Here is a 21,647-nt window from a genome sequence, read left to right on the forward strand (position 1 = left end):
CGACATATCCTACCGCGTATCGTCGCTCGCCGCCGGCAGTGCCACCGTTATCGAACGGCGCTACATGGCGGGCTCCCCCACGTCGATCGCCGTGTCGAACTTGTTGCGAAAGCGCGAGACCAGTGTACGGAACTTGCGCAGGTTGTCATCGGCATACAACACATCGTCACAGAAGCGGTCGTAGGCATTCATGTCCGGCACCACGACGACGAGCACGAAGTCCACCTCGCCGGTGACCTGGTAGCACTGCTTGACCGCCGGATTCGCCACGGCGCGCAACAAGAAGCGTTGGTACAAGTCCTTGCGGTCGCGCTCCATGGTGACCTCCACCACGATATGCAGCAACGGCCCGAGACGCTCGGGATCGAGGATCGCCACCTGGCGCGTGATGTGTCCGCTCTCGGTCAGCCGGCGCACCCGCTTCAGGCAGGCGGGCGGCGACAAGCCGATCCGTTCGGCGAGCCTCTGGTTGGTCAGCCGGGCATCCAGCTGAAGGATGGCGAGAATGCGCCGATCGGTGCGGTCAAGTGACATGGGAATAGCCGGTGGTTTCGAATATTTCTTTCATAGCAGAAAAAAGAAAGTTTTCAGAAACAATCGACAGGCATTCACCAAATAATTTTTTTGCCAACCCCTACACTGGAAGCCTCTTTCCAACGACGAACACCATGGACGCGCCCCCCGCCCCGCCACGCCCGCCCCTGACACATCGGCTGATGGCCTTCGCGCACGAAGTCGTGTTCGTCTATTGGGCATTGCTCAAAGTCATGGTGCCGGCGCTGCTGATCGTCAAGGCCCTGGAGCAGGTCGGCGGCGACAAGATCCTGGCCACCTGGCTCGCGCCGCTCATGGCGCTGGTCGGGCTGCCCGACACGCTGGGGCTGGTGTGGGCGGCCACCCTGCTGAGCAACATCTACGCCGGGCTGGCGGTGTTCTTCACGCTCGCCGCCGACACGCCGGTCACGGTAGCGCAGGCCACCGTGCTGGGCAGCCTGATGCTGGTCGCCCATTCCTTGCCGGTCGAGGGGGCCATCGCCAAGGCGGCCGGCGTGTCCTGGCGCGCCACGGTGCTGATCCGCCTGGGAGGCGCGATCGCACTCGGCGCCTTGCTGAATCTGATCTATCGGGGCACCGGCAGTCTCGAGCAGCCGATCACGCTGCCATGGCAGCCCCCGCCGGCCGCCGACTCGCTGGCGGGCTGGGCGCTCGACCAGTTGCACACGCTGGGATGGATCCTGGTGATCATCACAGTCTTGATGAGCACCTTGCGCCTGCTGCGCCACCTGGGCATCGAACGCCTGATCCATGCCCTGCTGACCCCGGCCCTGCGCCTGATCGGCATCCGCGGCGAAGCGGCGAACATCACCGTCATCGGCGTCACGCTCGGCCTCACCTTCGGCGCCGGGCTGCTACTCAAGGAAGTACGCAGCGGCACCCTGAGCCGCCGCGACGTCTTCCTCACGCTGAGCTTTCTCAGCCTGAGCCACAGCCTGATCGAAGACACCTTGCTGGTGCTGCTGATGGGCGCCGATCTGTCCGGGATTTTGTGGGGCCGCCTGCTGTTCGCGCTGCTGGCCATCCGCCTGCTGTCACGCCTGCCGCTGAACGGCCTGGCGCGCGCCGGATAGACAAAGAGGCCCCGCAGGGCCTCTTGTCAGCAGCGCGTGCGGGGCGCGCTTACCAGAACTTCCACCACCACTTCTTCTGGTTCATGCTCTTTTCGACATGCGGCGCCCAGGCCGGCGAACCGCCGACACTGATGAAATAGTCGGCAAAGCGCTTGTCGGCTTCCTTGATGTGATTGGTCAGCCAGACCTTGAGAAAGTGCAGCAACTCGAAGGTGATCTTGGCCTCGCCCGAATCGAGCTTGATTTGCAGCGCATTGACCTGCCCGATGAGGTCTTCATGGTTCTGCTTGTGGACGTCGAAGTCCGGGTAGTTCGACACCCGCATCAGCGACTCTTCGACCGCGAAATGGGTGCGTGTGTAGTCGGCCAGGTCGCCGAGGATCTTGCGCGAGGTCTCCGACCCCTGACGGGCATGAATGGCATCGTGAAGACGATTGAGCAGATCCACCAGCACCTTGTGCTGCTCGTCGATTTCCTGAATGCCTACGCCGTAGGCGTCGGACCACTGGAATAGTTCAGCCATGCTGCGCTCGATGTAAGTGAATGTATCGACATACTATTCTTGCGCAGCACAACCGTCTTGACTCAGATCAATTAACCGAACTGCGCGCGGCCGGCGGCTCCGCCGAGGCACTGGGCAGGATGGTCTGGATGGCATCGTCGCGCCGCAAGGGCACGACCGGCGGCAAGTCTTCGTCGACCAGCATCGACTCGATCAGCAGGGTCACCCGCCGGTTGCGGCTGCGGCTCTCCGGCGTATCGTTGTCGGCCACCGGCCGCTGGTCGCCATAGCCCGCCGCCGTCAGCCGTGACGGCGCCACGCCGGCATTCACGAACAGGCGCACCACGCTCGAGGCACGCACCGCCGACAGCTCCCAGTTGGAGGGGAAGCGGTAGGTGTTGATGGGCACGTTGTCGGTATGCCCTTCGATGATGATCGGGAACTCCGCCTCCGACAGCACCTGCGCCACGGCGCTCAAGGCACTCACGGCCGGTGCGCCGAGCAGCGCTTCGCCGGGGGCAAACAGCACTTCGGCATTGATCTCCACCTTGATGCCGTTGGCCCCTTCGGTGACCAGCACCTGTCCGCCTTCCGACAAGGGCTTGAGCACGCGCCGGATCTCGTCGGCCATGTTGCGCACCTTCTTCACCGCCGCCTCGCGCGCCCGCTGTTTGGCCTGCTCGGCGGCGGCCTTGGCCCGGTCGAGCTTGGGCACCGGGATCGGGCCGGTCGTCACCGGCATCGGCTGCACCACCATCTGGGTGCCCGACTCATTCACGCTGACGCTGCGAAACGCCTGGACCAGCGAATCGCTGAGCACCCGGTACTTGCCCTCATTGACCGAGCTGAGCGAATACATCACCACGAAGAAGGCGAACAGCAAGGTGATGAAGTCGGCATAGGACACGAGCCAGCGCTCGTGGTTTTCGTGCTCTTCTGCTTCGGTGCGTCGTCTGCCCATGGGTCGCGTCCGGTCGGTCGATGGCAACGCTCACCTATGTGCAACGTTCGTGCCACTCAAGGAGACACTACGGCATCCGGCGCAACGCCTTGAGCGCCCGCGATGACCGCGCCACCGATCGGCAAGAGACACCATTCGGGTTTTCCTGCCTAAAGTCTGACGCGCCGTAGCCGTACTCTCACGTCAGGTTCAACTTCCAGAGACGGTCCGATCATGCATTTCATCCTCTCCAGCATCCGTAACAAGCTGCTGTTGATCTGTGGCGGTGGTACCGCCCTGCTGCTGGTGGCTGCCTGTGTGGGCCTGTTTCTCCAGTATCGCGCGATCGACACACTGACCCATGAGGTCACCGACCTACATGCCGAGCAGTTCAAACTTGCCGACGACAAGACGGTCTTCCTCTCGCAACTGCTCGACTGGAAAAACATCCTCCTGCGCATCACCGAAGACGAGATCACGGCCGACTACTGGCTGGCCTACGGTAAAAAGCACGATCAGCTGCAAGCCCACCTGACTGCCATCGCCGCCTCCCCGCTGGTCAGCGAGCAGACCCAGACGCTGGCCAAGGAATTCCTCAAATCCCACGCCGGACTGCGCGAAGCCTATGGCGACGCGCTGTCGGCCTACCGGGTCAGCTACGACATCTACGCGCTGGAAAAGAGCGTGCGCGATGCCGACAAGCCGGCCGCCAAGTATCTCGACGATCTGGCCGCGCTGGTCGATGAGCAGATTTCGGCACACACCAAGGCCATCGAAGCCGACGCACAACAAGCCATCCTGATCACCGCGGCCCTCGTTGCCGTGGCCTGCGCGGCAGCCTTCGCGCTCTTCCTGTGGTTGCTCAGAAGCCAGCTCATCGGCCCGGCGCGCGAGCTCGAAAACGGCCTGCACAAACTCGCCAAGGGCGACTTCAGCCAGCCGATCAAAGCCCACACGCAAGACGAACTGGGGCGTATCGCGCAAAGCGCGGAGTCGATCCGCAACGACCTGGGCAAGCTCATCGGCCGGGTCACCCAGTCGATCTCCAGCGTCGATGCCGCCGCCAGCGAAGTGGCCGAAGAGTCGCGCAAGGCGGCCGAATCGGCCGAGCGCCAGACGGCCGCCGCCGGCGATACCGCCCAGGGGGTGGACAACGTCACCGCGGCCATCCAGCGCATCAGCGGCAACACCGAGCGGCTCAGCGCCCTGTCCGACAAAGGCCTCGAAGCCTCGTCACGCGCCGCCTCACGCCTCGACGCCCTGGCCCGTTCGGTCGAAGGCTCGGCCACCGTCATGCGCGGCGTGACCGAAACAGCCCAGGCCTTCTTCAAGAGCGCCCAGGAAATCACCACCATGACGCAGCAGGTGCGCGAGATTGCCGAGCAGACCAACCTGCTGGCGCTCAACGCCGCCATCGAGGCCGCCCGGGCCGGCGAACAGGGCCGCGGCTTTGCCGTGGTGGCCGACGAGGTGCGCAAGCTGGCCGAGAAATCGGGCCAGTCCGCCAGCCAGATCGATAGCATCACCGGTGTGCTCGGCGACCAGGCCCGCACGCTGGAAAAAGCGCTCAACAAGGGCCTTGAATCGCTCGAAGACAGCCGCAGCGGCATGCGCCTGGCCTCCGAGGCGCTCGGCGAGGCCAACGAATCGGTCAGCCACACCACGGCCGAAGTCGGCGAAATCACCCGCGCCGTGCGCGAGCAGAGCGAATCGAGCAGCCACATCAGCCGCAACGTCGAGAACATGGCCGAACAGGTGCGCGCCAACCAGTCCGCCCTCGGGCGCATGGCCGGCGCCGCCGATCAGTTGCGCAGCCTGGCCGGCGAACTCAAGGGCTCGGTCAGCAGCTTCCGTCTGTAAGGTCCAATCGACGGCGCACGCCTTGCGCGTGCGCCGTCTTCGTCAGGTCGCTGCGAGCGGCCTCAGCCCGGCTGGGCCGACCGGCTCGGTCGCCCGCCAACTCACCACGGCACAACGCCTGCCGGGCACATCGGCCACCCGCCGGATGAACGGGATCTCGTAGCCACCGCGCTGCATCAGCAGCGCGTCCTGCGTTCCGCTGGCCAGCACGGACTGATTGACCACCCAGCCAAACAGCACGATACCCGCACGCGCCAGATCGGCCTGCAGGCGCTCGGCTTCATGCACCGGTGTCGCCTCGGGCAGTGTGACGATCAGCACCCGGGTGAACTGCGCATCGCGCAGCCGGGGCAACAGGTCGCGCACCGCCTCGGGCATGTCGCCGCGGGTGCGCATCACCTCCCGGTGGTAGGCCTCGGCCGCATCGAGCAGCAGGAGCGTATGCCCCGTGGGCGCGGTATCGAGCACCACGAAGCCGTCACGCCCGGCATCGACCGTACGGGCGAAGGCCCGGAACACCGCGATCTCTTCGGTGCACGGCGAGCGCAGATCCTCCTCGAGCAGGGCACGGCCCGCCGCGTCGAGACGTTCGCCGGCCTTGTCGAGCACCTCGCGGGTATAGTCCGCCACCTCCTGCACCGGGTCGATGCGCGCGACGCTCAGCCCCGGCACCGCCTCAGCCAGCGTGTCGGCCACATGCGCGGCCGGATCGGTGGTCGACAAGGTCACCGCATGGCCCCGCTCGGCCAGCGCCAGCGCAATCGCCGCGGCGATGGTGGTCTTGCCGACCCCACCCTTGCCCATGGTCATGATGACGCCACGCCCGCCCTGCGCCAGCGCATCCACCATCGCAGCCAGCCCTTCCGGCAGTGCGGTGTGCGGATGCGGCATGCCCCCGTCAGGCACCGGCAACGCCTCAGGGTGGGCCATCGCGCGCAGGGCATCGAGGCCGACCGTACCGCGCGGCAGGAAGGGCGTTGTGGTGTGCTCGAGGCGGGCCAGCGCAGCCGGCATGCGCGCCAGCGCTTCGGCGCCACGCCGCGCCATGGCGACGGCAATGGCATCGTCGGCGCGGGCCGCGGTAAATACACCGTTGATTGCCAAACACTGGTTGTCGATGCCCAGCGCGGCCAGTTCGGCACGGGTTCGCTCCGCCTCGCGCAGCGCGGCCGATTCCGGGCGGCTCACCAGGATCACCGTGGTCTGGGCGGCATCCGCGAGCTGGTGCACGGTCGCGGCGTACAAGGCCTTTTGCGCCTCGAGCCCGGCCAGCGGCCCCAGGCAGGACGCCCCGCCGGTCGACGAAGCGATATAGCTGTCCCAGGCGGTCGGCAGGCTGAGCAGGCGCAAGGTGTGGCCGGTCGGCGCGGTATCGAAGACGATGTGCTCGAAGTCCGCCGTGGTGGCAGGGTCGCCGAGCAACTTCGAGAACTCGTCGAAGGCGGCGATCTCCACCGTGCAGGCGCCGGAGAACTGCTCCTCCATGCTGCGCACGGCCGCGGTCGGCAAGACCCCGCGATAGGGGGCGACCATGCGCTCGCGATAGGCCGCAGCGGCGGCCTCGGGGTCGATGTTGAGGGCGAACAATCCGCGCACGCCGGGCACTGGCGTGGGCGCCGGTCCCAGCGCCGCACCCAGCACCTCATCGAGGTTCGAGGCCGGATCGGTGCTGACGATCAGCACGCGCTTGCCGGCTTCGGCCAGTGCCAGGCCGGTGGCGCAGGACAGCGAGGTTTTGCCCACCCCGCCCTTGCCGGTGAAGAAGAGGAAACGGGTGGCGGCGGCTGGCAGGCTCATCGCGACGCCGGCCGGTCAGCAGCAACCGCTGTCGGGCGGACAGCAGCCTTGCGCTTTGAGACGGGGCGCCGCCTCGGCCGTCAGCGCCAGCCCGAGTTTCTGCGCCAGTTGCGCGCGCGACGGGTACACCCCGGTGGCCACGATGCTGCCATCGACCATCACGATCGGCAGCCGCTCCATGCCGGCTTCCATTTCCTTGAGCACCGCCGCATTGGCGGCGAAGGCCTGCGGTGCCTGGCCCAGGTTGTGGCGCAACACCTCGACGCCATGCGCGCCGAGCCACTGCAGGTCGGCGGCGAACTGTGCCAGCACCGGATCCACCTCGACCCCGCACACGCCGGTCGGGCAGCACATGGCCGGGTCGAACACTTCAAGCTTTTTCATGATCTTGCCTCCTTGCACATCGGTCACGCGCGACGCGCGGACTCGTACCACACCTTGGTCGCATTGACCGTCTTGACCAGCCACAGCATCACCGGCACCTCGATCAGCACGCCGACCACGGTCGCCAGCGCGGCGCCCGAATCGAAGCCGTAGAGCACGATCGCCACCGCCACCGCCAGCTCGAAGAAGTTGGACGCGCCGATCATGGTCGACGGGCCGGCCACGTCATGACGGACCCGCAGGCGGCGGTTGAGCCCGTAACCGAGGGCGGCGATCAGCAGGGTCTGCAGCAGGATCGGCACCGCCAGCATGGCGATGATGGCCGGCTGGGCAACGATGGTGCCGCCCTGGAAGGAGAACAGCAGCACCAGCGTGGCCAGCAACGCCATGATCGAATACGGGCCGATGCGTGCCAGCGCCGCATCCAGCGCCGGCCGGCCACGCGCCAACAGGCGCTTGCGGATCGCCTGGGCAATGGCCAGCGGGATGACGATGTACATCACCACCGACAGGAACAGCGTGTCCCACGGCACCGGGATCGACGACACGCCCAGCAGCAAGGCGACGATCGGCGCGAAGGCGAAGACCATCACCAGATCGTTGAGCGCCACCTGGGTCAGCGTGAAGTTGGCATTGCCGCGGCACAGGTTGCTCCACACGAAGACCATCGCGGTGCACGGCGCGGCGCCGAGCAGGATCAGACCGGCAATGTAGCTGTCGATCTGTTCGGCCGGCAGCCAGGGCGCGAACACATGGCGGATGAAGAGCCAGCCCAGCGCGGCCATGGTGAAGGGCTTGATCGCCCAATTGACCACCAGGGTGATGGCCATGGCGCGCTTTTGCTCGCGCACCTCGTGCAAGGCGCCGAAGTCGATCTTCATCAGCATCGGGATGATCATGACCCAGATCAGCAGGCCGACCGGCAGATTCACCTGGGCGACCTCCAGGCGGCCCAGCGCCTGGAACAGCCCGGGGGCGACCTGCCCCGCCACGATCCCGGCCACGATGCACAGGAACACCCACACCGTCAGATAGCGCTCGAAGAAGCTGATCGGTGCGCCCGCGGCCATCTTGGCCGTCACTTCGCATTGTGCAGACATGGTCTCTCCTCAGAGGCCGAGCGCGGTGCGCACGGCCGGCACCAGCTGATCACGGATCGCATCGCGCACCGCGATGAAGCTGTCGAGGGGCTCGCCATGCGGATCATGGAAGGGCATGTGCATGCGCGGCACCGGTTTCGGGAAGATGGGGCAGCTCTCCTTGGCGTTGTCGCACACCGTCACCACCAGGTCGATCGGCACATCGATCACGGCATCGATGTCTTTGGGGTACAGGCCGTCGGTCGGCAGGCCGGCGCGCTGCAAGGCCTCGATGGCGCCCTCGGCCACGGCCGGCTGCGGCCGGGTACCGGCCGACAGCGCACGAACCTGGCCGGCCAGATCATGGTTGAGGATGGCCTCGGCCATCTGCGAGCGACAGGAATTGCCGGTGCACAGCACCAGCACGGTTTTTGGCGTTGTCATGCGTTGGATGCGTCCTTTTGATCGGCGGCCCGGCAGGGCACCGCGCTCGGCAGGCAGGCCTGGCCCTGGCAGCAGTTGCGGGTGAGGAAGGCGATGAGCTGGTCCATCCCCGAGAAATTGGCGGAGTAGTGAATGAAGCGGTGGGTGCGCTGACCGTCGATGAGGCCGACCCGGCTCAGATGCGCGAGGTGGAAAGAGGCGGTGGCCGGCGCCATGGCCAGCGTCTCGCTGATCGCCCCGGCGGCCAGACCGGCCGGGCCGGCCTCGACCAGCAAGCGGAAAATGCTCAGCCGGGCTTCATGCCCCAGGGCCGACAGCAATTGCGCAGCGTCTTTTATTTCCATGTTTCGAATAATATCGAAATGAAAGTCGCGGCAGGTGAACTTTTTGTGGCAACGACCGGGGCGTTCAACCTAGAAACCGTAGTTGGACGCGCCCGAGTGTGCGTTTGGCGGGCTGTCTGGCAAGGCGCGACGACGCACAGCCTGCACGCTGTAAGGAGGAGCAACGCGGCCAGGCGGCGCGCCAGACGTGCAATCGGGTGCGTAGCGCTGTCACCCACCGGGTGATCGGCCTCGAAGCCGAAAAGGTTTGCATGTTCAATACCTTGCTCTTGGGCACAAGCGGTCAACTGCGGTTTCTAGGTTCAATGCGCTATCGTGCTCGTCGGCGCTCAGGCCGTGCGGCGCAATCGGCGCAAGTGCCGGCAACCCGGGGGGGGCCGGTGCGTCGCACACGGAAGGGATTCGGCAGCTCGCACACTGCGGACAGCGCCAAGCGCCGCCCGGTGCACGCACAGACTCAGACGTCGTAGCCCTGCAGGCGGCTTTCGATGATGCGCGGGTTGTCGCCGTTGGCGATGCCCACCAGCCCGTCGACCAGCATCTCGCGCAGCGACACCAGGCGCGACACATGGGCCAGCAGCTTCTTGGCCATGGGCAGAAACACCATGTTGGCCGAGCCCACGCCATAGATGGTGGCCACGAAAGCCACCGCGATGCCGGCACCGAGTTTGGACGGATCGGAGAGGTTTTCCATCACGTGGATCAGGCCCATCACCGCCCCCAGGATGCCGATGGTGGGCGCATAGCCGCCGGCCGCCTCCCAGATCTTGGCGCCGAGCTTCATGCGGCTTTCCCAGGCGGAGATCTCGACATCCATCACTTCGCGCAGGCGCTCCGGCTCAACCCCGTCGACCAGCAGCTGCACGCCCTTCTGGGTGAAGCTGTCCTGCATGCCGGCGATCTGGTTCTCCAGCGCCAGCAGGCCTTCGCGGCGGGCCACATGGCTCCAGCCCACCACCTGCTCGATCAGCTGGGCATGAGTCAGCGCGGGCGGAACGAAGATCCACTTGGCCATGCGCATGCCGTCCTGGAACACCCTCAGCGGGCTTTGCAGCATCACCGCCCCGAGCGTGCCACCGATGACGATCATGAAGGCGGTCGGCTGGACCAGCGAACTGATATGGCCGCCTTCGAGCACCTGGCCGACCAGGATGGCCGACACACCGAGTACCAGTCCGATCAGGCTGATGCTATCCATGGCTGACGCCGTCTCCTAGGATGCGCGGGCGTTCACGCCGGACCGGCGGCGTTCTTGGGGGGACGGCCGCGCCGTGCCTTGGGGCCGGCCTTGCTGCCGTGGATGCGCGAACGCAAACGGGCGATGGCCTGGCTGTGCAACTGGCACACCCGCGATTCGGACACGCCCAGCACCTCGCCGATTTCGCGCAGGTTGAGATCCTCTTCGTAGTACAGGCCCATCACCATCTTTTCGCGCTCGGGCAGGTCTTCGATGGAGGCGACGAGGATGTCGCGCATGCTCTGGTCGAGCAGCGCATCGAGCGGGTCGCCTTCATGGCCGACGGCATGGCGCTCGAGATAGTCATCGTCGTTGCCTTCGGTGAAGTCTTCGAAATACACCAGCTGATGGCCGCGCGCGTCCTGCAGCATCTTCTGGTAGTCGGCCAGCGCCATGCCGAGCGCGTCGGCCAATTCGCGCTCGGTCGGCTGGCGACCGTGACGCTGTTCGAGTTCGTGGATCGCCGATTCGATACGGCGCATGTCGCGGCGCAAGCTGCGCGGCAGCCAGTCGTTTTCGCGCAGACCGTCGAGCATGGCACCGCGGATGCGCTGCACGGCATAGGTTTCGAACTGCGCCCCCAGGCCTTCTTCGTAGCGACCGATGGCGTCGAGCAGACCGATCATGCCGTTCTGGATGATGTCGTCCACCTGAACGCTGGCCGGCAGCTTGGCCATCAGGTGGTAGGCGATGCGCTTGACCAGCGGCGCATAGTGCGTCACCAGCTGGTCTCGATCTAGTGTGCCGGATGCGGTGTACATGCAGTGGCCCGTTCAGTGATGCCGCCCCGACGCCGGGGCGCGATTCGCTTCATGGCCGTCGCCATGAAGCCCGATACCCCCTATTGTCCGTGCTTTACCCGTCGAGTGCACTCCGAAATAGGCGGTTTCTTGCCGTCTAATTCAATTCCTGGGTCGGCAACAGGGATTTCGTCATGATTCTAGCCCGCCGCCGCCGAGGTCCGGCCCGTACGCCAACCGTGCAGCCGCCGCAAAAAGGCGGCCTCCGCTTCCTGCGGCAAGGCCGCGTGATGCAACAAGGGGCTGGCCAGATCGTCATGCTCGACCTGTCCCACCCAGGCCAGCGGGATACCCACCTGGCTGCGCACCAGCGCCGCCAGCCGATCGAAAAAGGCCCGCGCATCGGCCCGGTCGCGCGCCCGTGCCACCGCCACATGCAGCGAGCCGGCGCCCTGCATTGCCAGCGCCTTGATGCAGGCATAGGCCTCGGTCGCACCGCGGCCGCTGGCCTCGGCCAGCACCAGGTGACGCGGCGCAGCGAAGACGAAGGGCGACACCGGATCGAGCGCCTGCGCCGAAGCGTGGATCACCATGAAACGGGTGCGCCGCTGCAGGCTCTGCAGGTGCGTGAGCAAGCGGGCACGGCGTTCGTCGTCGAGCAGCGGCAGCGCCATGGCCACGGCGGCGGTCGGCAGGCGGCCCATCAGGCCGGGCACCGGCAGCACCAGGCCGTCGAGCGTTTGCCGGTCGTCGAGCACATGGAGCAGGTCGCCGCCGGGGGCATGGCCCCAGATGTCGGCCAGGCTGGCCGCGCCGGCCGCCTCGTCGAGCACCAGCACGCGATGCGCCTGACCACCGATGCGGCCGATCGCCCGCGCGGCGGTGCGCGCTGCCGCATGGCCGGTGGAGAACAACGCCACCACGGTCGGCGGCGCCTTGCGGAACAGCCGCCGCAGCCCTGCCGCCTGGTCTTCGCGCCCGTCGATCATCTCAGGCTCCCATGCCGGCCGAGGCCATCAAGAGCCCCGCCTCTTCACCTTTCAAATGATAGGGCGACTCCTCGCCTACCGCTTTCAGTGCCCGATGCAACAAATAGGCCCGGTTGGGCAGATGCAGGTCTTCGGGCACGCGCTGGCCGTTGGCCACGTAGTACACCGCCATCTCGTGGCGCACCGCGACGTCGAGCGCCGGGGCCAGCGAGGCGGCCTCGTCCACCTTGGTGAGGATGCAGCCGGCCAGATCGGGGCCGTCGTAGGCGCGCACCACGTCGTCGAGCGTGTCGCCGCGGCAGGTGGCGTTGAGCAGCAGCAGGCGATTGACATTGCCGGCGCCGGTGAGCATGGCGGCCTGCTCGGCGACCATGCGGTCGCGCTGCGACATGCCGACGGTGTCGATCAGCACCATGTGCTTGTCGCGCAGCTCGGCCAGGGTCTGGCGCAAATCGGCGGCGTCGCGCACCACATACACCGGCACGCCGAGGATGCGGCCGTAGATGCGCAGCTGTTCATGCGCGCCGATCCGGTAGCCATCGGTGGTGATCAAGGCCAGCTTGTCGGCACCGTGGCGCACCACGCAGCGCGCGGCGAGCTTTGCTGCGGTGGTGGTCTTGCCCACGCCGGTGGGGCCGACCAGGGCATACACGCCGCCGCGGTCGATCACGTCGGCATCGTTGGAGAGCGCGCGCAGGCCGCGGTTGAGCGCAGTCTTGACGGCGTTGCGGGCGGCGGCCAGTTCGGCATTGGGGTCGACCGCGTCGCACAGGGTGCGCGCCAGCTGGGCGGAGAAGCCGGCTTCGAGCAGCTCGCCGGTCATGCGGGTGCGCGCCGGCGCCTGGCGGCCGGCCTCGCCCCAGGCGAAGCCGGCCAGCTGGCGTTCGAGCATGGCGCGGATGCCGCCCATCTCTTCCATCAGCCGGGCATTGGTCTCCTGCAGGGCGCGGATGCGGGCGGATTCGTCGTCGCGCGGTGCGGCTGCCGGGGCCGCCGGGCGACGCGCCGGCGCCTCTTGCCGCGGGGAGGCGGGCGTCTGGCCACCGCGGGGGAAGACGTCCGCCGTGCGTTGCGGTGCGGCCGTATCGATGCGCGGGGGCTGAAAGGGGCGGATCTGCTGATGCGTGGGTGCCGGCGCCGGTGCGCGCGGTGCCTGGGCGGCCGGCGCCGGGCTGCGGCGGGCGCTGGAGAGCTGGACCCGGTAGTCGTCGTCGATCATGTCGTCGAGCGGATCGTGACGCATCACCGGTGCGGCCGCCGCCTGCGGCCGGGCGACCGGGGCCTTGGCGGCGGGCGGCGCGGCGCGCGTGCTCTGATGCAGCAGATCCACCGCGTCGGCCGGCAATGCCACGATCTCGACACCGCCATCGACCGAGCGGTTCGACAACACGATGGCATCGGCGCCGAGCTCTTCCTTGAGCTGACGCAGGGCTTCCCGGGCGGTCTGGGCAAAATAGCGCTTGACGTTCATGGTGATCTCCGCAGCCTGCCGTCCGGTCGCCCGGACGTGTCTTGATGGCTCCGATTATGCGCAGACCCCTGTCCACTTCGTCGCCGGAATAAGCGGGTTCTCTCCCCTTATTTCTTGCCGGTCATTTTTGCCGGCATGCGCTCAGGCGGCGGAGCCGATGGAGGCGCTGACGCGGATCATGCGGTTTTCGGGCACCTCGCCGTTGGCGATGACCTTGAGCGTCGGCACCGAGCGGCGCAGGAAGCGCGACAGCAACCAGCGCAGCTGGCCGGGCACCAGCAGCACCGGTGGCAGGCCCATGCTCTCCTGGCGTTGCGCCTGCGCCATGGTCTGGCGCAGCAGGCTGTCGGCCAGCCCCGGTTCGATCGCCCCACCCTCCGGTCCGCCCGAGCCGACCGCCTGCATCAGCACGCGTTCGAGCCCCGGATCGAGCGCCATGACCTGCACTTCGGCGTCGCCCGGGAACAGGCCCTGGAGGATCGCCCGGCCCAGCGCCTGGCGCACCCGCGCGGTGAGCTCCAGCGGGTCCTGCACACGCGCGGCATGCTCGGCGAGCACTTCGATGATGGTGCGCATGTCGCGGATGTTGACCCCCTCTTCGAGCAGGTTCTGCAGCACGCGCTGCACCGTGGACACCGGCAGTTGCTTGGGCACCAGGTCTTCGATCAGCTTGGGCGACTCGCGGCCGATATGGTCGAGCAGCGCCTGGGTCTCCTGGCGGCCGAGCAGCTCGGCGGCATGTTCGAGGATGAGATGGTTGAGATGCGTGGCCACCACGGTACTGGCGTCGACCACCGTGTAGCCGAGCGCATGTGCCTGCTCGCGCTGGCCGGCATCGACCCAGAAGGCCGGCAGGCCGAAGGCCGGGTCCTTGGTCTCGCGGCCCGACAAGGGGCCGGACACCCGCCCCGGATTGATCGCCAGGAACTGCCCCGGGAAGGCCTCGCCGCTACCGATCTCGACCCCCTTGAGGGCGATGCGGTAGGCGTTGGGCTTGAGTTCGAGGTTGTCGCGGATGTGCACCGGCTCGGCGAGGAAGCCGACATCCTGCGCGAACTTCTTGCGCAGGCCGCGGATGCGCTTGAGCAGCTCGCCGTCCTGCGCCTTGTCGACCATCGGGATCAGCCGGTAACCCACTTCCAGGCCGAGCACATCCACCGGCGACACGTCGGCCCAGCTCGCTTCCTGCGATTGCTCGGTGGCGGCGGCGATGTCGGCCTGAGTCGGCGTCTTCATCGGCTCTTCTTCCGGCACGGTGGTCGGGTGATTGTGCCGCCACCAGGCCAGCCAACCGAACAACGAGGCGAGCAGGATGAACACCAGGTTGGGCATGCCGGGGATCAGGCCGAGCACGCCGAGGATGGCAGCGGTGAGCAGCATCACCTGCGGATTGGAGAACACCTGGCGCACCACCTGGCCGCTGACCTCGCCCTCGTCGCCGACCCGCGACACCACCAGGCCGGCCGCCACCGAGATGATCAGCGCCGGGATCTGCGCCACCAAGCCGTCACCGATGGCCAGCAGGATGTAGTTCTCGCCCGCCTGCGTCAGCGACATGTCGTGCTGGGCCATGCCGACCACCAGTCCGCCGAGGATGTTGATCAGCAGGATCAGGATGCCGGCGACCGCGTCGCCGCGCACGAACTTGGAGGCACCGTCCATGGCGCCGTAGAAGTCCGATTCCTGCGCGATCTCCTTGCGGCGGCGCTTGGCTTCCTTGTCGTCGATGAGGCCGGCGTTGAGGTCGGCGTCGATGGCCATCTGCTTGCCGGGCATGGCGTCCAGGGTGAAGCGCGCGCTGACTTCGGCGATCCGCCCGGCGCCCTTGGTGATTACCACGAAGTTGATCACCGTGAGGATGGTGAACACCACCAGGCCGACCGCCGTATTGCCGCCGACCAGGAAGTGGCCGAAGGCTTCGATCACCTTGCCGGCCGCGTCCGGGCCGCTGTGGCCCTCGAGCAGCACGATCCGCGTCGAGGCCACGTTGAGGCTCAGGCGCAGCAGCGTGGTGACCAGCAGCACCGTCGGAAACACCGAAAAATCCAGCGGCCGGTTGGCGTACATCGCCACCATCATGACCATCACTGCCAGCGAGATGTTGAAGGTGAAGAACACGTCCAGCGCGAAGGCCGGCAGCGGCAGCACCATCATCGACAGGATCATGATGATCAGCAGCGGTGCGGCCAGCTGCCGCAAGACCGTCGCGGACATCAGGGAACGGAGCGTGAGGGCGTTCATGGGTGCTTGAAATCAGTCCGTTGAATCATCAGGCCCGGCCCGGGCCGGGGTCCATGTCGGCAGGCACCGGCAGCGCACGCGGAATCTCCGGCGCCTGCCCGCCGCCGGCGAGCCACTGGTTGAGTTGATAGACGTAGGCCATCACCTCGGCCACCGCGGTATACAAGGTGGCGGGCACCGACTGCTCGATCTCGCAGTGCGCGTACAGCGCGCGCGCCAGCGGCGGGGCCTCAAGCAGCGGCACGTTGTTCTCGGCGGCGATCTCGCGGATCTTCTGAGCGACCAGGTCCGAGCCTTTGGCCACCACCACCGGCGCGCCCATCTTGGCGGCATCGTAGCGCAGGGCCACGGCGTAGTGCGTCGGGTTGGTGACCACCACGTCGGCCTTGGGCACTTCGGACATCATGCGCCGGCGTGCCATCTCGCGCTGCGCCTGACGGATGCGGGCCTTGAGCTGCGGGTCGCCTTCGGACTCCTTGTGCTCCTGGCGCACCTGCTCTTTGGTCATCTTCAGCTTGTCGTGGTACTGCCACAGCTGGAAGGGCACGTCGAGCAGCGCCAGCAGAGCGAGGCTCGACACCACCAGCAAGGCGGAGAACATCACGATCTGCGCGAAGTCGTTGAGGCTCGCGGCCAGCGGCTGCGACATCAGCGCCAGCAGATGCTCCTTCTCGCGCCAGATGGCCCATGCCCCTACCCCACCGACCAGGATCGCCTTGAGCAGCGCCTTGACCAGTTCGGCCAGCCCGTGCACCGAGAACATCCGCTCCAACCCCTTGAGCGGATCCATGCGATCGAACTTGAACTGCAGCGCCTTGGGCGAGAACACCAGGCCTCCCATCATGATCGGGGCGGCGATCGCCGCCACCATGAGCACCGCGAACACCGGCGCCACGGTGAGTACCGCCTCGCTGAGCACATCACGCAGGTTGGCGACCATCAGCTCCGGGTTCATCGCCAGCTCGCGCTCGAAGCTGAGCCCGCCCTTGACCAGCGCGACGATGCGCGAGGACACCCACTGCCCCAGCATCCACAGGGCGGCGACACCGGCCATCATGACCAGGAAGGTCGACAGCTCGCGCGATTGGGGGACCTGCCCCTCCTCGCGCGCTTGTTCCAGTCGTCGTGGTGACGCTGGTTCTGTCTTCTCCAGATCGCTCTCTTCGGCCACAGTCCGCTCCGGTCCGGCCCCGCAAGCTGCTCTCGCGGAGCAGCGGTTGCGAGCATTATCGAACCGACGGCAGCAATCTCAGGGCGGAAGAAAGGGTGGAAAAGCGCGCCAATTCCGCGAACGGCACCGGGCGACTAACGCGGCGTGGGCAATGCCTCCAGCCCCTGGATCTTCGTCCCCGGGCCGATCCCCTTCTGCGCAAACCAGCCGCTGTTCACCTCCAGCGCATAGCGCGCCGGGCGTTTGGCACAATGGTTGTCTTCGCTCAGCGGCTGCATCTGCGCGATGTTGATGATGCGCCCGGCCTCGTCGATGAAGGCCACCGACAAGGGCAGCGGCGTGTTGCGCATCCACATGCAATGCGTGCGCGGTTCGGGAAACACGAACACCATGCCCTCATGGGGCAACAGACGCTCCCGCCCCATCAGCCCCTGCGCCCGGCGACCCGGCGTTTCGGCCACCTCGGCATCGATCCGGTACAGCCCGACCGACAGATCCACCCGCCCCAACGAGTCCGCCGCCTGAACGGCCAGCGGCATCATGCACAACCCGATCAGCACCTGTCTGCGCACGCACATCCCTCCAGAGGAAAACAGCCTGCGCAGTGTAGCCGAACGGCAGGCCGATGCATGGCGCAGCGGCATCCGGAGCGAAGCAAGGGTTTCGCCGTGGCGGGCGCGCCGGTAGCGCTCAGACAAATGGGATCGGCGTCATCGCGCGACGCGGGGAATCCCTCAGCCCTGCCGCAGGCGGGCGTTGAGGGTATCGACCACCTCGGCCCAGTCGGCATCCTCGGCGATCTCCTCGCGCAGGAAGGTGGCCTGCGCCGGGTTCCAGAACGGGGCGGAGGCCAAGGGGATATCGCCGGCCAGCGGCGCATGTCGGTCGATGAAGTCGTCGATGCTGGCCGCATCGCTGGGCAGGCCCAACTGGGCGAACAGCGCGGACAAGGGGTGGATCGGGGTTTCCATCGGCTTCTCCTTTTCGGATCGAATCGCGGCACTCATGCTGTTTCCAGTATGGACCGGGACCGGCCGGACGCCCACCGGTGCGTCGCTATTCGTCGCCCACGTCTTCCGACATGCTGTCGGGTGGCTTGGCCGCGGGAATGCGATAGCTCTCGGAGGCCCAGGCGCCCAGGTCGATCTGCCGGCAGCGCTCGGAGCAGAACGGGCGGAAGCGACTCTCGGGGCGGAACTCGACGGGTTTGCCGCAGTTCGGGCACTTGACGATGGGGAAACGGCGCTCGTCGGTCATGGGGCGATTACAGATTGCACAGCGTGAGTTCGAAGTCGATGTCGGTGTCGCACTGGCGCGGCCGGCATACCGTATCGGGGCGCATGAAGCGCACATTGAGCACGTACTTGTTGGCACTGATCTCGGGCACGGCCTGGGCACTGAGCGGCACGCGTACGCGCACCATCTGGATCGGTCGCCCGCCCATGGTCAGCTGGTAGTTGCCGCGCGGCGCGGTCTGCATCTCGGGCCGGCCGCTGGCGCGCAACAGGCGCAGCACGATGGTCAGGCCATCGCGGATCGGCAGCATCGGGCGGATCCAGCCTTCGAGGTCGCGCCGCCGGCTGTCGGCATCGCGCCGCTGCCAGTGGTGGTAAGCCGGCAGGTCGAACTGGCAGGCGCCACCGGGAATGGCGGCGCGGGAGCGGATGCTCATCAACCAGTCGTTCTCGCGCAGGTAGTGGCCGATCTTGCCGGGCACGGAAAGCAGGCCGGCGCTGGCTTGCTCGATTTCATACAGGGCGCCGGACAGGGCTTCTTCGGAGATGTCGGGGTTGTCGCGGAAGGCCAGCAGGGTCTGGCGCTGACGTTCGAGTTCCTGCAGCAGGTCGACCTTGAAGTCGGAGCGGCTGGCCACTTCGAGCATCTCGAAGATGGCGATCAGGGTGACATGGTGGTCGATCGGGGACTCGCCGCGCAGCGAATGCGCAATGCGCCCAAACAGATCCTCCAACCGAAGCAGTGTGCGGATGCGCTCGTTGAGAGGATATTCGAAAGTAATCACCGCATGCGCCTGATCGATGTGCGAGCCTCCTGATGATCCGCGGGATGATAGCACAGGGCCTGCGCCCCGCTCAGCGAGCCGCGGCATCGCAATAGCGCGCGTGCAGGGCGTCGACCTGGCGATGGAGATGTTCGAGATCGCCGCTGTTGTCGATCACGTCGTCGGCGGCGGCGAGCCGTTCGGCCCGGGGGATCTGCGCCGCCATGATGGCCTCGACCTGCGCGCGCGCCAGACCGGAGCGCGACATCACCCGCGCCACCTGCACCGCCTCATCGCAATCGACCACGAGGATGCGATCGCAGCGCTGGCGGTAATTGCCGGACTCGATCAGCAGCGGCACCACCAGCACCACGTAGGGCGCGTCGGCCGCTGCGCACTGGCGATCGGCCTCGGCACGGATCATGGGGTGGAGAATCGCCTCGAGCCGCTGGCGCTCGGCCGGGTCGTCGAAAACCCGCGCACGCATCGCATCGCGGTCGAGCGCGCCATCGGCACCGATGAGGGCCTCGCCGAAGTGCTCGCGGATCGCCGGCAGCGCGGCACCGCCGGCGGCGGTGAGCTGACGGGCGATCTGGTCGGTATCGACCACCGCGGCGCCGCACAGGCCGAAGCGGTCGGAGGCGGCGCTCTTGCCGCTGCCGATGCCCCCGGTCAGGCCGACGATCCACGGCCGCGCGCTCATGGCAGGCAGTCCTGTCGTGTCCCGCCACCGAGGCGCTCGCCCCAGCGGCCGGCGCTGTCGATCAGCGCCTCGGCCGGGCCGCGGATCTCGACCCGGTGGGTGGTGTCGCCCCGCTCTTCGATGGCCACGCCGCGCACGCCCTTGGCTTCGATACGACGCCGTTGCTCGGCAGCCGCCTCGGCCGACTTGAACAGGCCGAGCGAGATGGTCAGCGGCCGGGCGCCGTTTTCACCGACCACGAACAGGTCGGTCCAGCCCTTGGCCCGGATCTCCGCAGCCCGCTGCTCGGCCGCCGTCTTGGTGGGCAGCGCCGGGATATGCACCCACCAGGACGTGACGTCGGTGCTGGGTATATCGCGGACGGCAAACCCGGCCTCTGCGCGGGCTTCGCGCAGCAAGGTGTCGGCCGTGGCGTCATCCAGCCCGGCAAAAGCCACGCAGGCCTGCGGCACCGGCGCGGGGGCTGGGGTGGGCACCACCGACACCGCCGGTGACTCAGGCGCAGGTTCCGGCACGGGCGCAGGAGCGGGCGTCAGCTCGCGCTGCGCGGCCTGCAGCGCCAGCACGCCGGCCTCGTCGAGCACGGTGATCTGCTCCGGCTTGAGCTGGTTGGTGACACGCTCGGGTTCGCGGCGCGTGCCGTCCTGACCGAACCAGCCCTGCCAGGCCGCCAGGGCGATGGCATTGAGCAACACCAGCAGGATGACCAGGAAGCGCAGCATCGGCGGGCGCTCAGCCGACCTTGGGCAGATGGGCCAGCGAGGCGGCCACCGCTTCGGCCGGGTACTCGTAGTTTTCGAGCTCACCGGCGAAGTAGCGGTCGTAGGACGCCATGTCGAAATGCCCGTGGCCGGTCAGGTTGAACAGGATCACCTTGGGCTCGCCGGTCTGTTTGCACACCAGCGCCTCGTCGATGGCGGCGCGGATGGCGTGGCAGGACTCGGGCGCGGGGATGATGCCCTCCTGGCGGGCGAACATCACGCCGGCCTCGAAGGTGGCCAGCTGCGGCACGGCCACCGCTTCGAGCAGCTTCTCGTGGTAGAGCTGCGAGACCAGGGGCGAGTCGCCGTGGTAGCGCAGGCCGCCGGCATGGATGCCCGGCGGCATGAAGTCATGGCCGAGGGTGTACATCTTCATCAACGGGGTGAAGCCGGAGGCGTCGCCGAAGTCGTAAGCGTAGGCGCCCTTGGTCAGCGTCGGGCAAGAGGCCGGCTCGACCGCCACGCAGCGCAGCTTCTCGGCCCGCTTCTCGCCGGCGATCTGGTCGCACAGGAAGGGAAAGGCGATGCCGCCGAAGCTCGAGCCGCCGCCGCAGGGGCCGAGCACCACGTCCGGGTAGAGGCCGATCTTCTCCAGTTGCTTCTTGGCTTCCTGGCCGATCACCGTCTGGTGCAGCAGCACATGGTTGAGCACCGAGCCGAGGGTGTACTTGGTGTCGGCGCGACCGGCGGCCTCCTCCACGGCTTCGGAGATGGCGATGCCGAGCGAGCCCTGGTTGTCCGGGTCTTTCTCGAGAATCGCGCGGCCGGTCTGGGTTTCCTTCGACGGGCTGGCAAACACCTCGGCGCCCCAGGTCTGCATCATCGAGCGGCGGAAGGGTTTTTGCTGGTAGCTCACGTTGACCATGAACACCCGCACGTCGATGCCGAACATGCCGCCGGCGAAGGCGATGGACGAGCCCCATTGGCCGGCGCCGGTCTCGGTGGTCAGGCGCTTGATGCCGGCCTGCTTGTTGTAATAGGCCTGCGGCACGGCGGAGTTGGGCTTGTGCGAACCGGCCGGCGAGACGCCTTCGTATTTGAAGAAGATCTTGGCCGGTGTGCCCAGCGCCCTTTCGAGGCGCGCCGCGCGCACCAGCGGCGTCGGCCGCCAGATCTTGTAGATCTCGCGCACCTCCTCGGGGATCGCGATCCAGCGCTCGGCGGTCATCTCCTGCTCGATGATCGCATCGGGAAAGATCGCACTCATCTGCTCGGGCGTGGCGGGCGAGCCGTCCGGCCCCAGCGGTGGCAGCGGCGCATTGGGCATGTCGGCCGCGATGTTGTACCAGTGGGTCGGGATATCCGCTTCGGTCATCAGGATGCGTGTCGGTTCGCTCATGCTGTTCTCCCTCGATGC

The 21,647-nt window shown here is 67.2% G+C and carries 23 protein-coding genes; 2 read left to right on the plus strand and 21 right to left on the minus strand.

Features of this window, described 5'->3' with window-relative positions; genetic code table 11:
- Positions 1-60: 60 nt before the first annotated feature.
- Entirely contained in the window at positions 61-534 is a 474-nt protein-coding gene (locus I8J34_RS00450; protein ID WP_214359386.1) for an Lrp/AsnC family transcriptional regulator, read from the minus strand.
- A gap of 134 nt (positions 535-668) precedes the next feature.
- On the opposite strand from I8J34_RS00450, the gene I8J34_RS00455 reads away from it, so the two are divergent.
- Positions 669-1,628, plus strand: a complete 960-nt coding sequence (locus I8J34_RS00455; RefSeq protein ID WP_214359387.1) for a hypothetical protein — start codon at positions 669-671, stop codon at positions 1,626-1,628.
- A gap of 49 nt (positions 1,629-1,677) precedes the next feature.
- On the opposite strand, the gene I8J34_RS00460 is transcribed toward I8J34_RS00455, so the two are convergent.
- Together I8J34_RS00460 and motD are read right to left on the minus strand one after the other, a co-directional pair.
- Positions 1,678-2,151: a bacteriohemerythrin gene (locus tag I8J34_RS00460; protein WP_214359388.1), complete on the minus strand. Its 474-nt coding sequence runs from the start codon at positions 2,149-2,151 to the stop codon at positions 1,678-1,680.
- 67 nt (positions 2,152-2,218) lie between these two features.
- Complete coding sequence (gene motD / locus I8J34_RS00465; RefSeq protein ID WP_214359389.1) at positions 2,219-3,091, minus strand: flagellar motor protein MotD; 873 nt, start codon at positions 3,089-3,091, stop codon at positions 2,219-2,221.
- 213 nt (positions 3,092-3,304) lie between these two features.
- Between motD and I8J34_RS00470 the strand changes: the two genes are divergently transcribed.
- The gene (locus I8J34_RS00470) at positions 3,305-4,930 is read left to right on the plus strand and encodes a methyl-accepting chemotaxis protein (RefSeq protein WP_214359390.1); all 1,626 of its coding nucleotides are present in this window, start codon (positions 3,305-3,307) and stop codon (positions 4,928-4,930) included.
- Between the two features lie 42 nt (positions 4,931-4,972).
- Here the strand turns inward: I8J34_RS00470 and arsA are convergent, their stop codons facing one another.
- From arsA to I8J34_RS00560, 18 genes are all read right to left on the minus strand, one after another.
- Complete coding sequence (arsA, locus tag I8J34_RS00475) at positions 4,973-6,727, minus strand: arsenical pump-driving ATPase (RefSeq protein WP_214359391.1); 1,755 nt, start codon at positions 6,725-6,727, stop codon at positions 4,973-4,975.
- Positions 6,728-6,742: 15 nt separating this feature from the next.
- Positions 6,743-7,111, minus strand: a complete 369-nt coding sequence (arsD, locus tag I8J34_RS00480) for an arsenite efflux transporter metallochaperone ArsD (RefSeq protein ID WP_214359392.1) — start codon at positions 7,109-7,111, stop codon at positions 6,743-6,745.
- A 23-nt stretch (positions 7,112-7,134) separates the two neighbouring features.
- The gene (arsB, locus tag I8J34_RS00485; RefSeq protein ID WP_214359393.1) at positions 7,135-8,211 is read right to left on the minus strand and encodes an ACR3 family arsenite efflux transporter; all 1,077 of its coding nucleotides are present in this window, start codon (positions 8,209-8,211) and stop codon (positions 7,135-7,137) included.
- A gap of 9 nt (positions 8,212-8,220) precedes the next feature.
- On the minus strand, positions 8,221-8,634 hold the full coding sequence (locus I8J34_RS00490; protein WP_214359394.1) for an arsenate reductase ArsC: 414 nt from the start codon (positions 8,632-8,634) through the stop codon (positions 8,221-8,223).
- The gene (locus tag I8J34_RS00495) at positions 8,631-8,978 is read right to left on the minus strand and encodes an ArsR/SmtB family transcription factor (RefSeq protein ID WP_214359395.1); all 348 of its coding nucleotides are present in this window, start codon (positions 8,976-8,978) and stop codon (positions 8,631-8,633) included. The genes I8J34_RS00490 and I8J34_RS00495 overlap by 4 nt, the downstream gene beginning before the upstream one ends.
- Positions 8,979-9,435: 457 nt before the next feature.
- Positions 9,436-10,176, minus strand: coding sequence for a flagellar motor protein (locus I8J34_RS00500; RefSeq protein ID WP_214359396.1), 741 nt, complete (start codon positions 10,174-10,176; stop codon positions 9,436-9,438).
- 32 nt (positions 10,177-10,208) lie between these two features.
- Entirely contained in the window at positions 10,209-10,976 is a 768-nt protein-coding gene (locus tag I8J34_RS00505) for an RNA polymerase sigma factor FliA (protein ID WP_214359397.1), read from the minus strand.
- A 179-nt stretch (positions 10,977-11,155) separates the two neighbouring features.
- Complete coding sequence (locus I8J34_RS00510; protein WP_214359398.1) at positions 11,156-11,944, minus strand: P-loop NTPase family protein; 789 nt, start codon at positions 11,942-11,944, stop codon at positions 11,156-11,158.
- A gap of 1 nt (position 11,945) precedes the next feature.
- Positions 11,946-13,415, minus strand: coding sequence for a flagellar biosynthesis GTPase FlhF (gene flhF, locus I8J34_RS00515; protein ID WP_214359399.1), 1,470 nt, complete (start codon positions 13,413-13,415; stop codon positions 11,946-11,948).
- 141 nt (positions 13,416-13,556) lie between these two features.
- Positions 13,557-15,656, minus strand: a complete 2,100-nt coding sequence (flhA, locus tag I8J34_RS00520; protein WP_214359400.1) for a flagellar biosynthesis protein FlhA — start codon at positions 15,654-15,656, stop codon at positions 13,557-13,559.
- A gap of 28 nt (positions 15,657-15,684) precedes the next feature.
- On the minus strand, positions 15,685-16,827 hold the full coding sequence (gene flhB, locus I8J34_RS00525; RefSeq protein ID WP_214359401.1) for a flagellar biosynthesis protein FlhB: 1,143 nt from the start codon (positions 16,825-16,827) through the stop codon (positions 15,685-15,687).
- A 134-nt stretch (positions 16,828-16,961) separates the two neighbouring features.
- Positions 16,962-17,405 (minus strand): DUF192 domain-containing protein, encoded by a 444-nt coding sequence (locus I8J34_RS00530; protein WP_214359402.1) that lies wholly within the window; start codon positions 17,403-17,405, stop codon positions 16,962-16,964.
- 156 nt (positions 17,406-17,561) lie between these two features.
- Entirely contained in the window at positions 17,562-17,798 is a 237-nt protein-coding gene (locus tag I8J34_RS00535) for a DUF2789 domain-containing protein (RefSeq protein ID WP_214359403.1), read from the minus strand.
- An 85-nt stretch (positions 17,799-17,883) separates the two neighbouring features.
- Positions 17,884-18,084 (minus strand): DNA gyrase inhibitor YacG, encoded by a 201-nt coding sequence (locus I8J34_RS00540; RefSeq protein ID WP_214359404.1) that lies wholly within the window; start codon positions 18,082-18,084, stop codon positions 17,884-17,886.
- A gap of 7 nt (positions 18,085-18,091) precedes the next feature.
- Complete coding sequence (gene zapD, locus I8J34_RS00545) at positions 18,092-18,847, minus strand: cell division protein ZapD (protein WP_214359405.1); 756 nt, start codon at positions 18,845-18,847, stop codon at positions 18,092-18,094.
- Positions 18,848-18,917: 70 nt separating this feature from the next.
- On the minus strand, positions 18,918-19,529 hold the full coding sequence (coaE, locus tag I8J34_RS00550) for a dephospho-CoA kinase (protein WP_214359406.1): 612 nt from the start codon (positions 19,527-19,529) through the stop codon (positions 18,918-18,920).
- The gene (locus I8J34_RS00555; protein ID WP_214359407.1) at positions 19,526-20,251 is read right to left on the minus strand and encodes an SPOR domain-containing protein; all 726 of its coding nucleotides are present in this window, start codon (positions 20,249-20,251) and stop codon (positions 19,526-19,528) included. Before I8J34_RS00555 ends, coaE begins: the two co-directional genes overlap by 4 nt.
- 10 nt (positions 20,252-20,261) lie before the next feature.
- The gene (locus I8J34_RS00560) at positions 20,262-21,629 is read right to left on the minus strand and encodes a TrpB-like pyridoxal phosphate-dependent enzyme (protein ID WP_214359408.1); all 1,368 of its coding nucleotides are present in this window, start codon (positions 21,627-21,629) and stop codon (positions 20,262-20,264) included.
- Positions 21,630-21,647: the final 18 nt, after the last annotated feature.

Origin of the sequence: Denitromonas iodatirespirans (assembly GCF_018524365.1) — a bacterium.
GTDB lineage: Bacteria > Pseudomonadota > Gammaproteobacteria > Burkholderiales > Rhodocyclaceae > Nitrogeniibacter > Nitrogeniibacter iodatirespirans.

What these genes read in the sequence shown, in the direction of transcription:
- I8J34_RS00450 (WP_214359386.1), bottom strand. Translation starts at nt 534, where the DNA reads ATGTCACTTGACCGCACCGATCGGCGCATTCTCGCCATCCTTCAGCTG.
- I8J34_RS00455 (WP_214359387.1), top strand. Translation starts at nt 669, where the DNA reads ATGGACGCGCCCCCCGCCCCGCCACGCCCGCCCCTGACACATCGGCTG.
- I8J34_RS00460 (WP_214359388.1), bottom strand. Translation starts at nt 2,151, where the DNA reads ATGGCTGAACTATTCCAGTGGTCCGACGCCTACGGCGTAGGCATTCAG.
- motD (WP_214359389.1), bottom strand. Translation starts at nt 3,091, where the DNA reads ATGGGCAGACGACGCACCGAAGCAGAAGAGCACGAAAACCACGAGCGC.
- I8J34_RS00470 (WP_214359390.1), top strand. Translation starts at nt 3,305, where the DNA reads ATGCATTTCATCCTCTCCAGCATCCGTAACAAGCTGCTGTTGATCTGT.
- arsA (WP_214359391.1), bottom strand. Translation starts at nt 6,727, where the DNA reads ATGAGCCTGCCAGCCGCCGCCACCCGTTTCCTCTTCTTCACCGGCAAG.
- arsD (WP_214359392.1), bottom strand. Translation starts at nt 7,111, where the DNA reads ATGAAAAAGCTTGAAGTGTTCGACCCGGCCATGTGCTGCCCGACCGGC.
- arsB (WP_214359393.1), bottom strand. Translation starts at nt 8,211, where the DNA reads ATGTCTGCACAATGCGAAGTGACGGCCAAGATGGCCGCGGGCGCACCG.
- I8J34_RS00490 (WP_214359394.1), bottom strand. Translation starts at nt 8,634, where the DNA reads ATGACAACGCCAAAAACCGTGCTGGTGCTGTGCACCGGCAATTCCTGT.
- I8J34_RS00495 (WP_214359395.1), bottom strand. Translation starts at nt 8,978, where the DNA reads ATGGAAATAAAAGACGCTGCGCAATTGCTGTCGGCCCTGGGGCATGAA.
- I8J34_RS00500 (WP_214359396.1), bottom strand. Translation starts at nt 10,176, where the DNA reads ATGGATAGCATCAGCCTGATCGGACTGGTACTCGGTGTGTCGGCCATC.
- I8J34_RS00505 (WP_214359397.1), bottom strand. Translation starts at nt 10,976, where the DNA reads ATGTACACCGCATCCGGCACACTAGATCGAGACCAGCTGGTGACGCAC.
- I8J34_RS00510 (WP_214359398.1), bottom strand. Translation starts at nt 11,944, where the DNA reads ATGATCGACGGGCGCGAAGACCAGGCGGCAGGGCTGCGGCGGCTGTTC.
- flhF (WP_214359399.1), bottom strand. Translation starts at nt 13,415, where the DNA reads ATGAACGTCAAGCGCTATTTTGCCCAGACCGCCCGGGAAGCCCTGCGT.
- flhA (WP_214359400.1), bottom strand. Translation starts at nt 15,656, where the DNA reads ATGAACGCCCTCACGCTCCGTTCCCTGATGTCCGCGACGGTCTTGCGG.
- I8J34_RS00530 (WP_214359402.1), bottom strand. Translation starts at nt 17,405, where the DNA reads ATGTGCGTGCGCAGACAGGTGCTGATCGGGTTGTGCATGATGCCGCTG.
- I8J34_RS00535 (WP_214359403.1), bottom strand. Translation starts at nt 17,798, where the DNA reads ATGGAAACCCCGATCCACCCCTTGTCCGCGCTGTTCGCCCAGTTGGGC.
- I8J34_RS00540 (WP_214359404.1), bottom strand. Translation starts at nt 18,084, where the DNA reads ATGACCGACGAGCGCCGTTTCCCCATCGTCAAGTGCCCGAACTGCGGC.
- coaE (WP_214359406.1), bottom strand. Translation starts at nt 19,529, where the DNA reads ATGAGCGCGCGGCCGTGGATCGTCGGCCTGACCGGGGGCATCGGCAGC.
- I8J34_RS00555 (WP_214359407.1), bottom strand. Translation starts at nt 20,251, where the DNA reads ATGCTGCGCTTCCTGGTCATCCTGCTGGTGTTGCTCAATGCCATCGCC.
- I8J34_RS00560 (WP_214359408.1), bottom strand. Translation starts at nt 21,629, where the DNA reads ATGAGCGAACCGACACGCATCCTGATGACCGAAGCGGATATCCCGACC.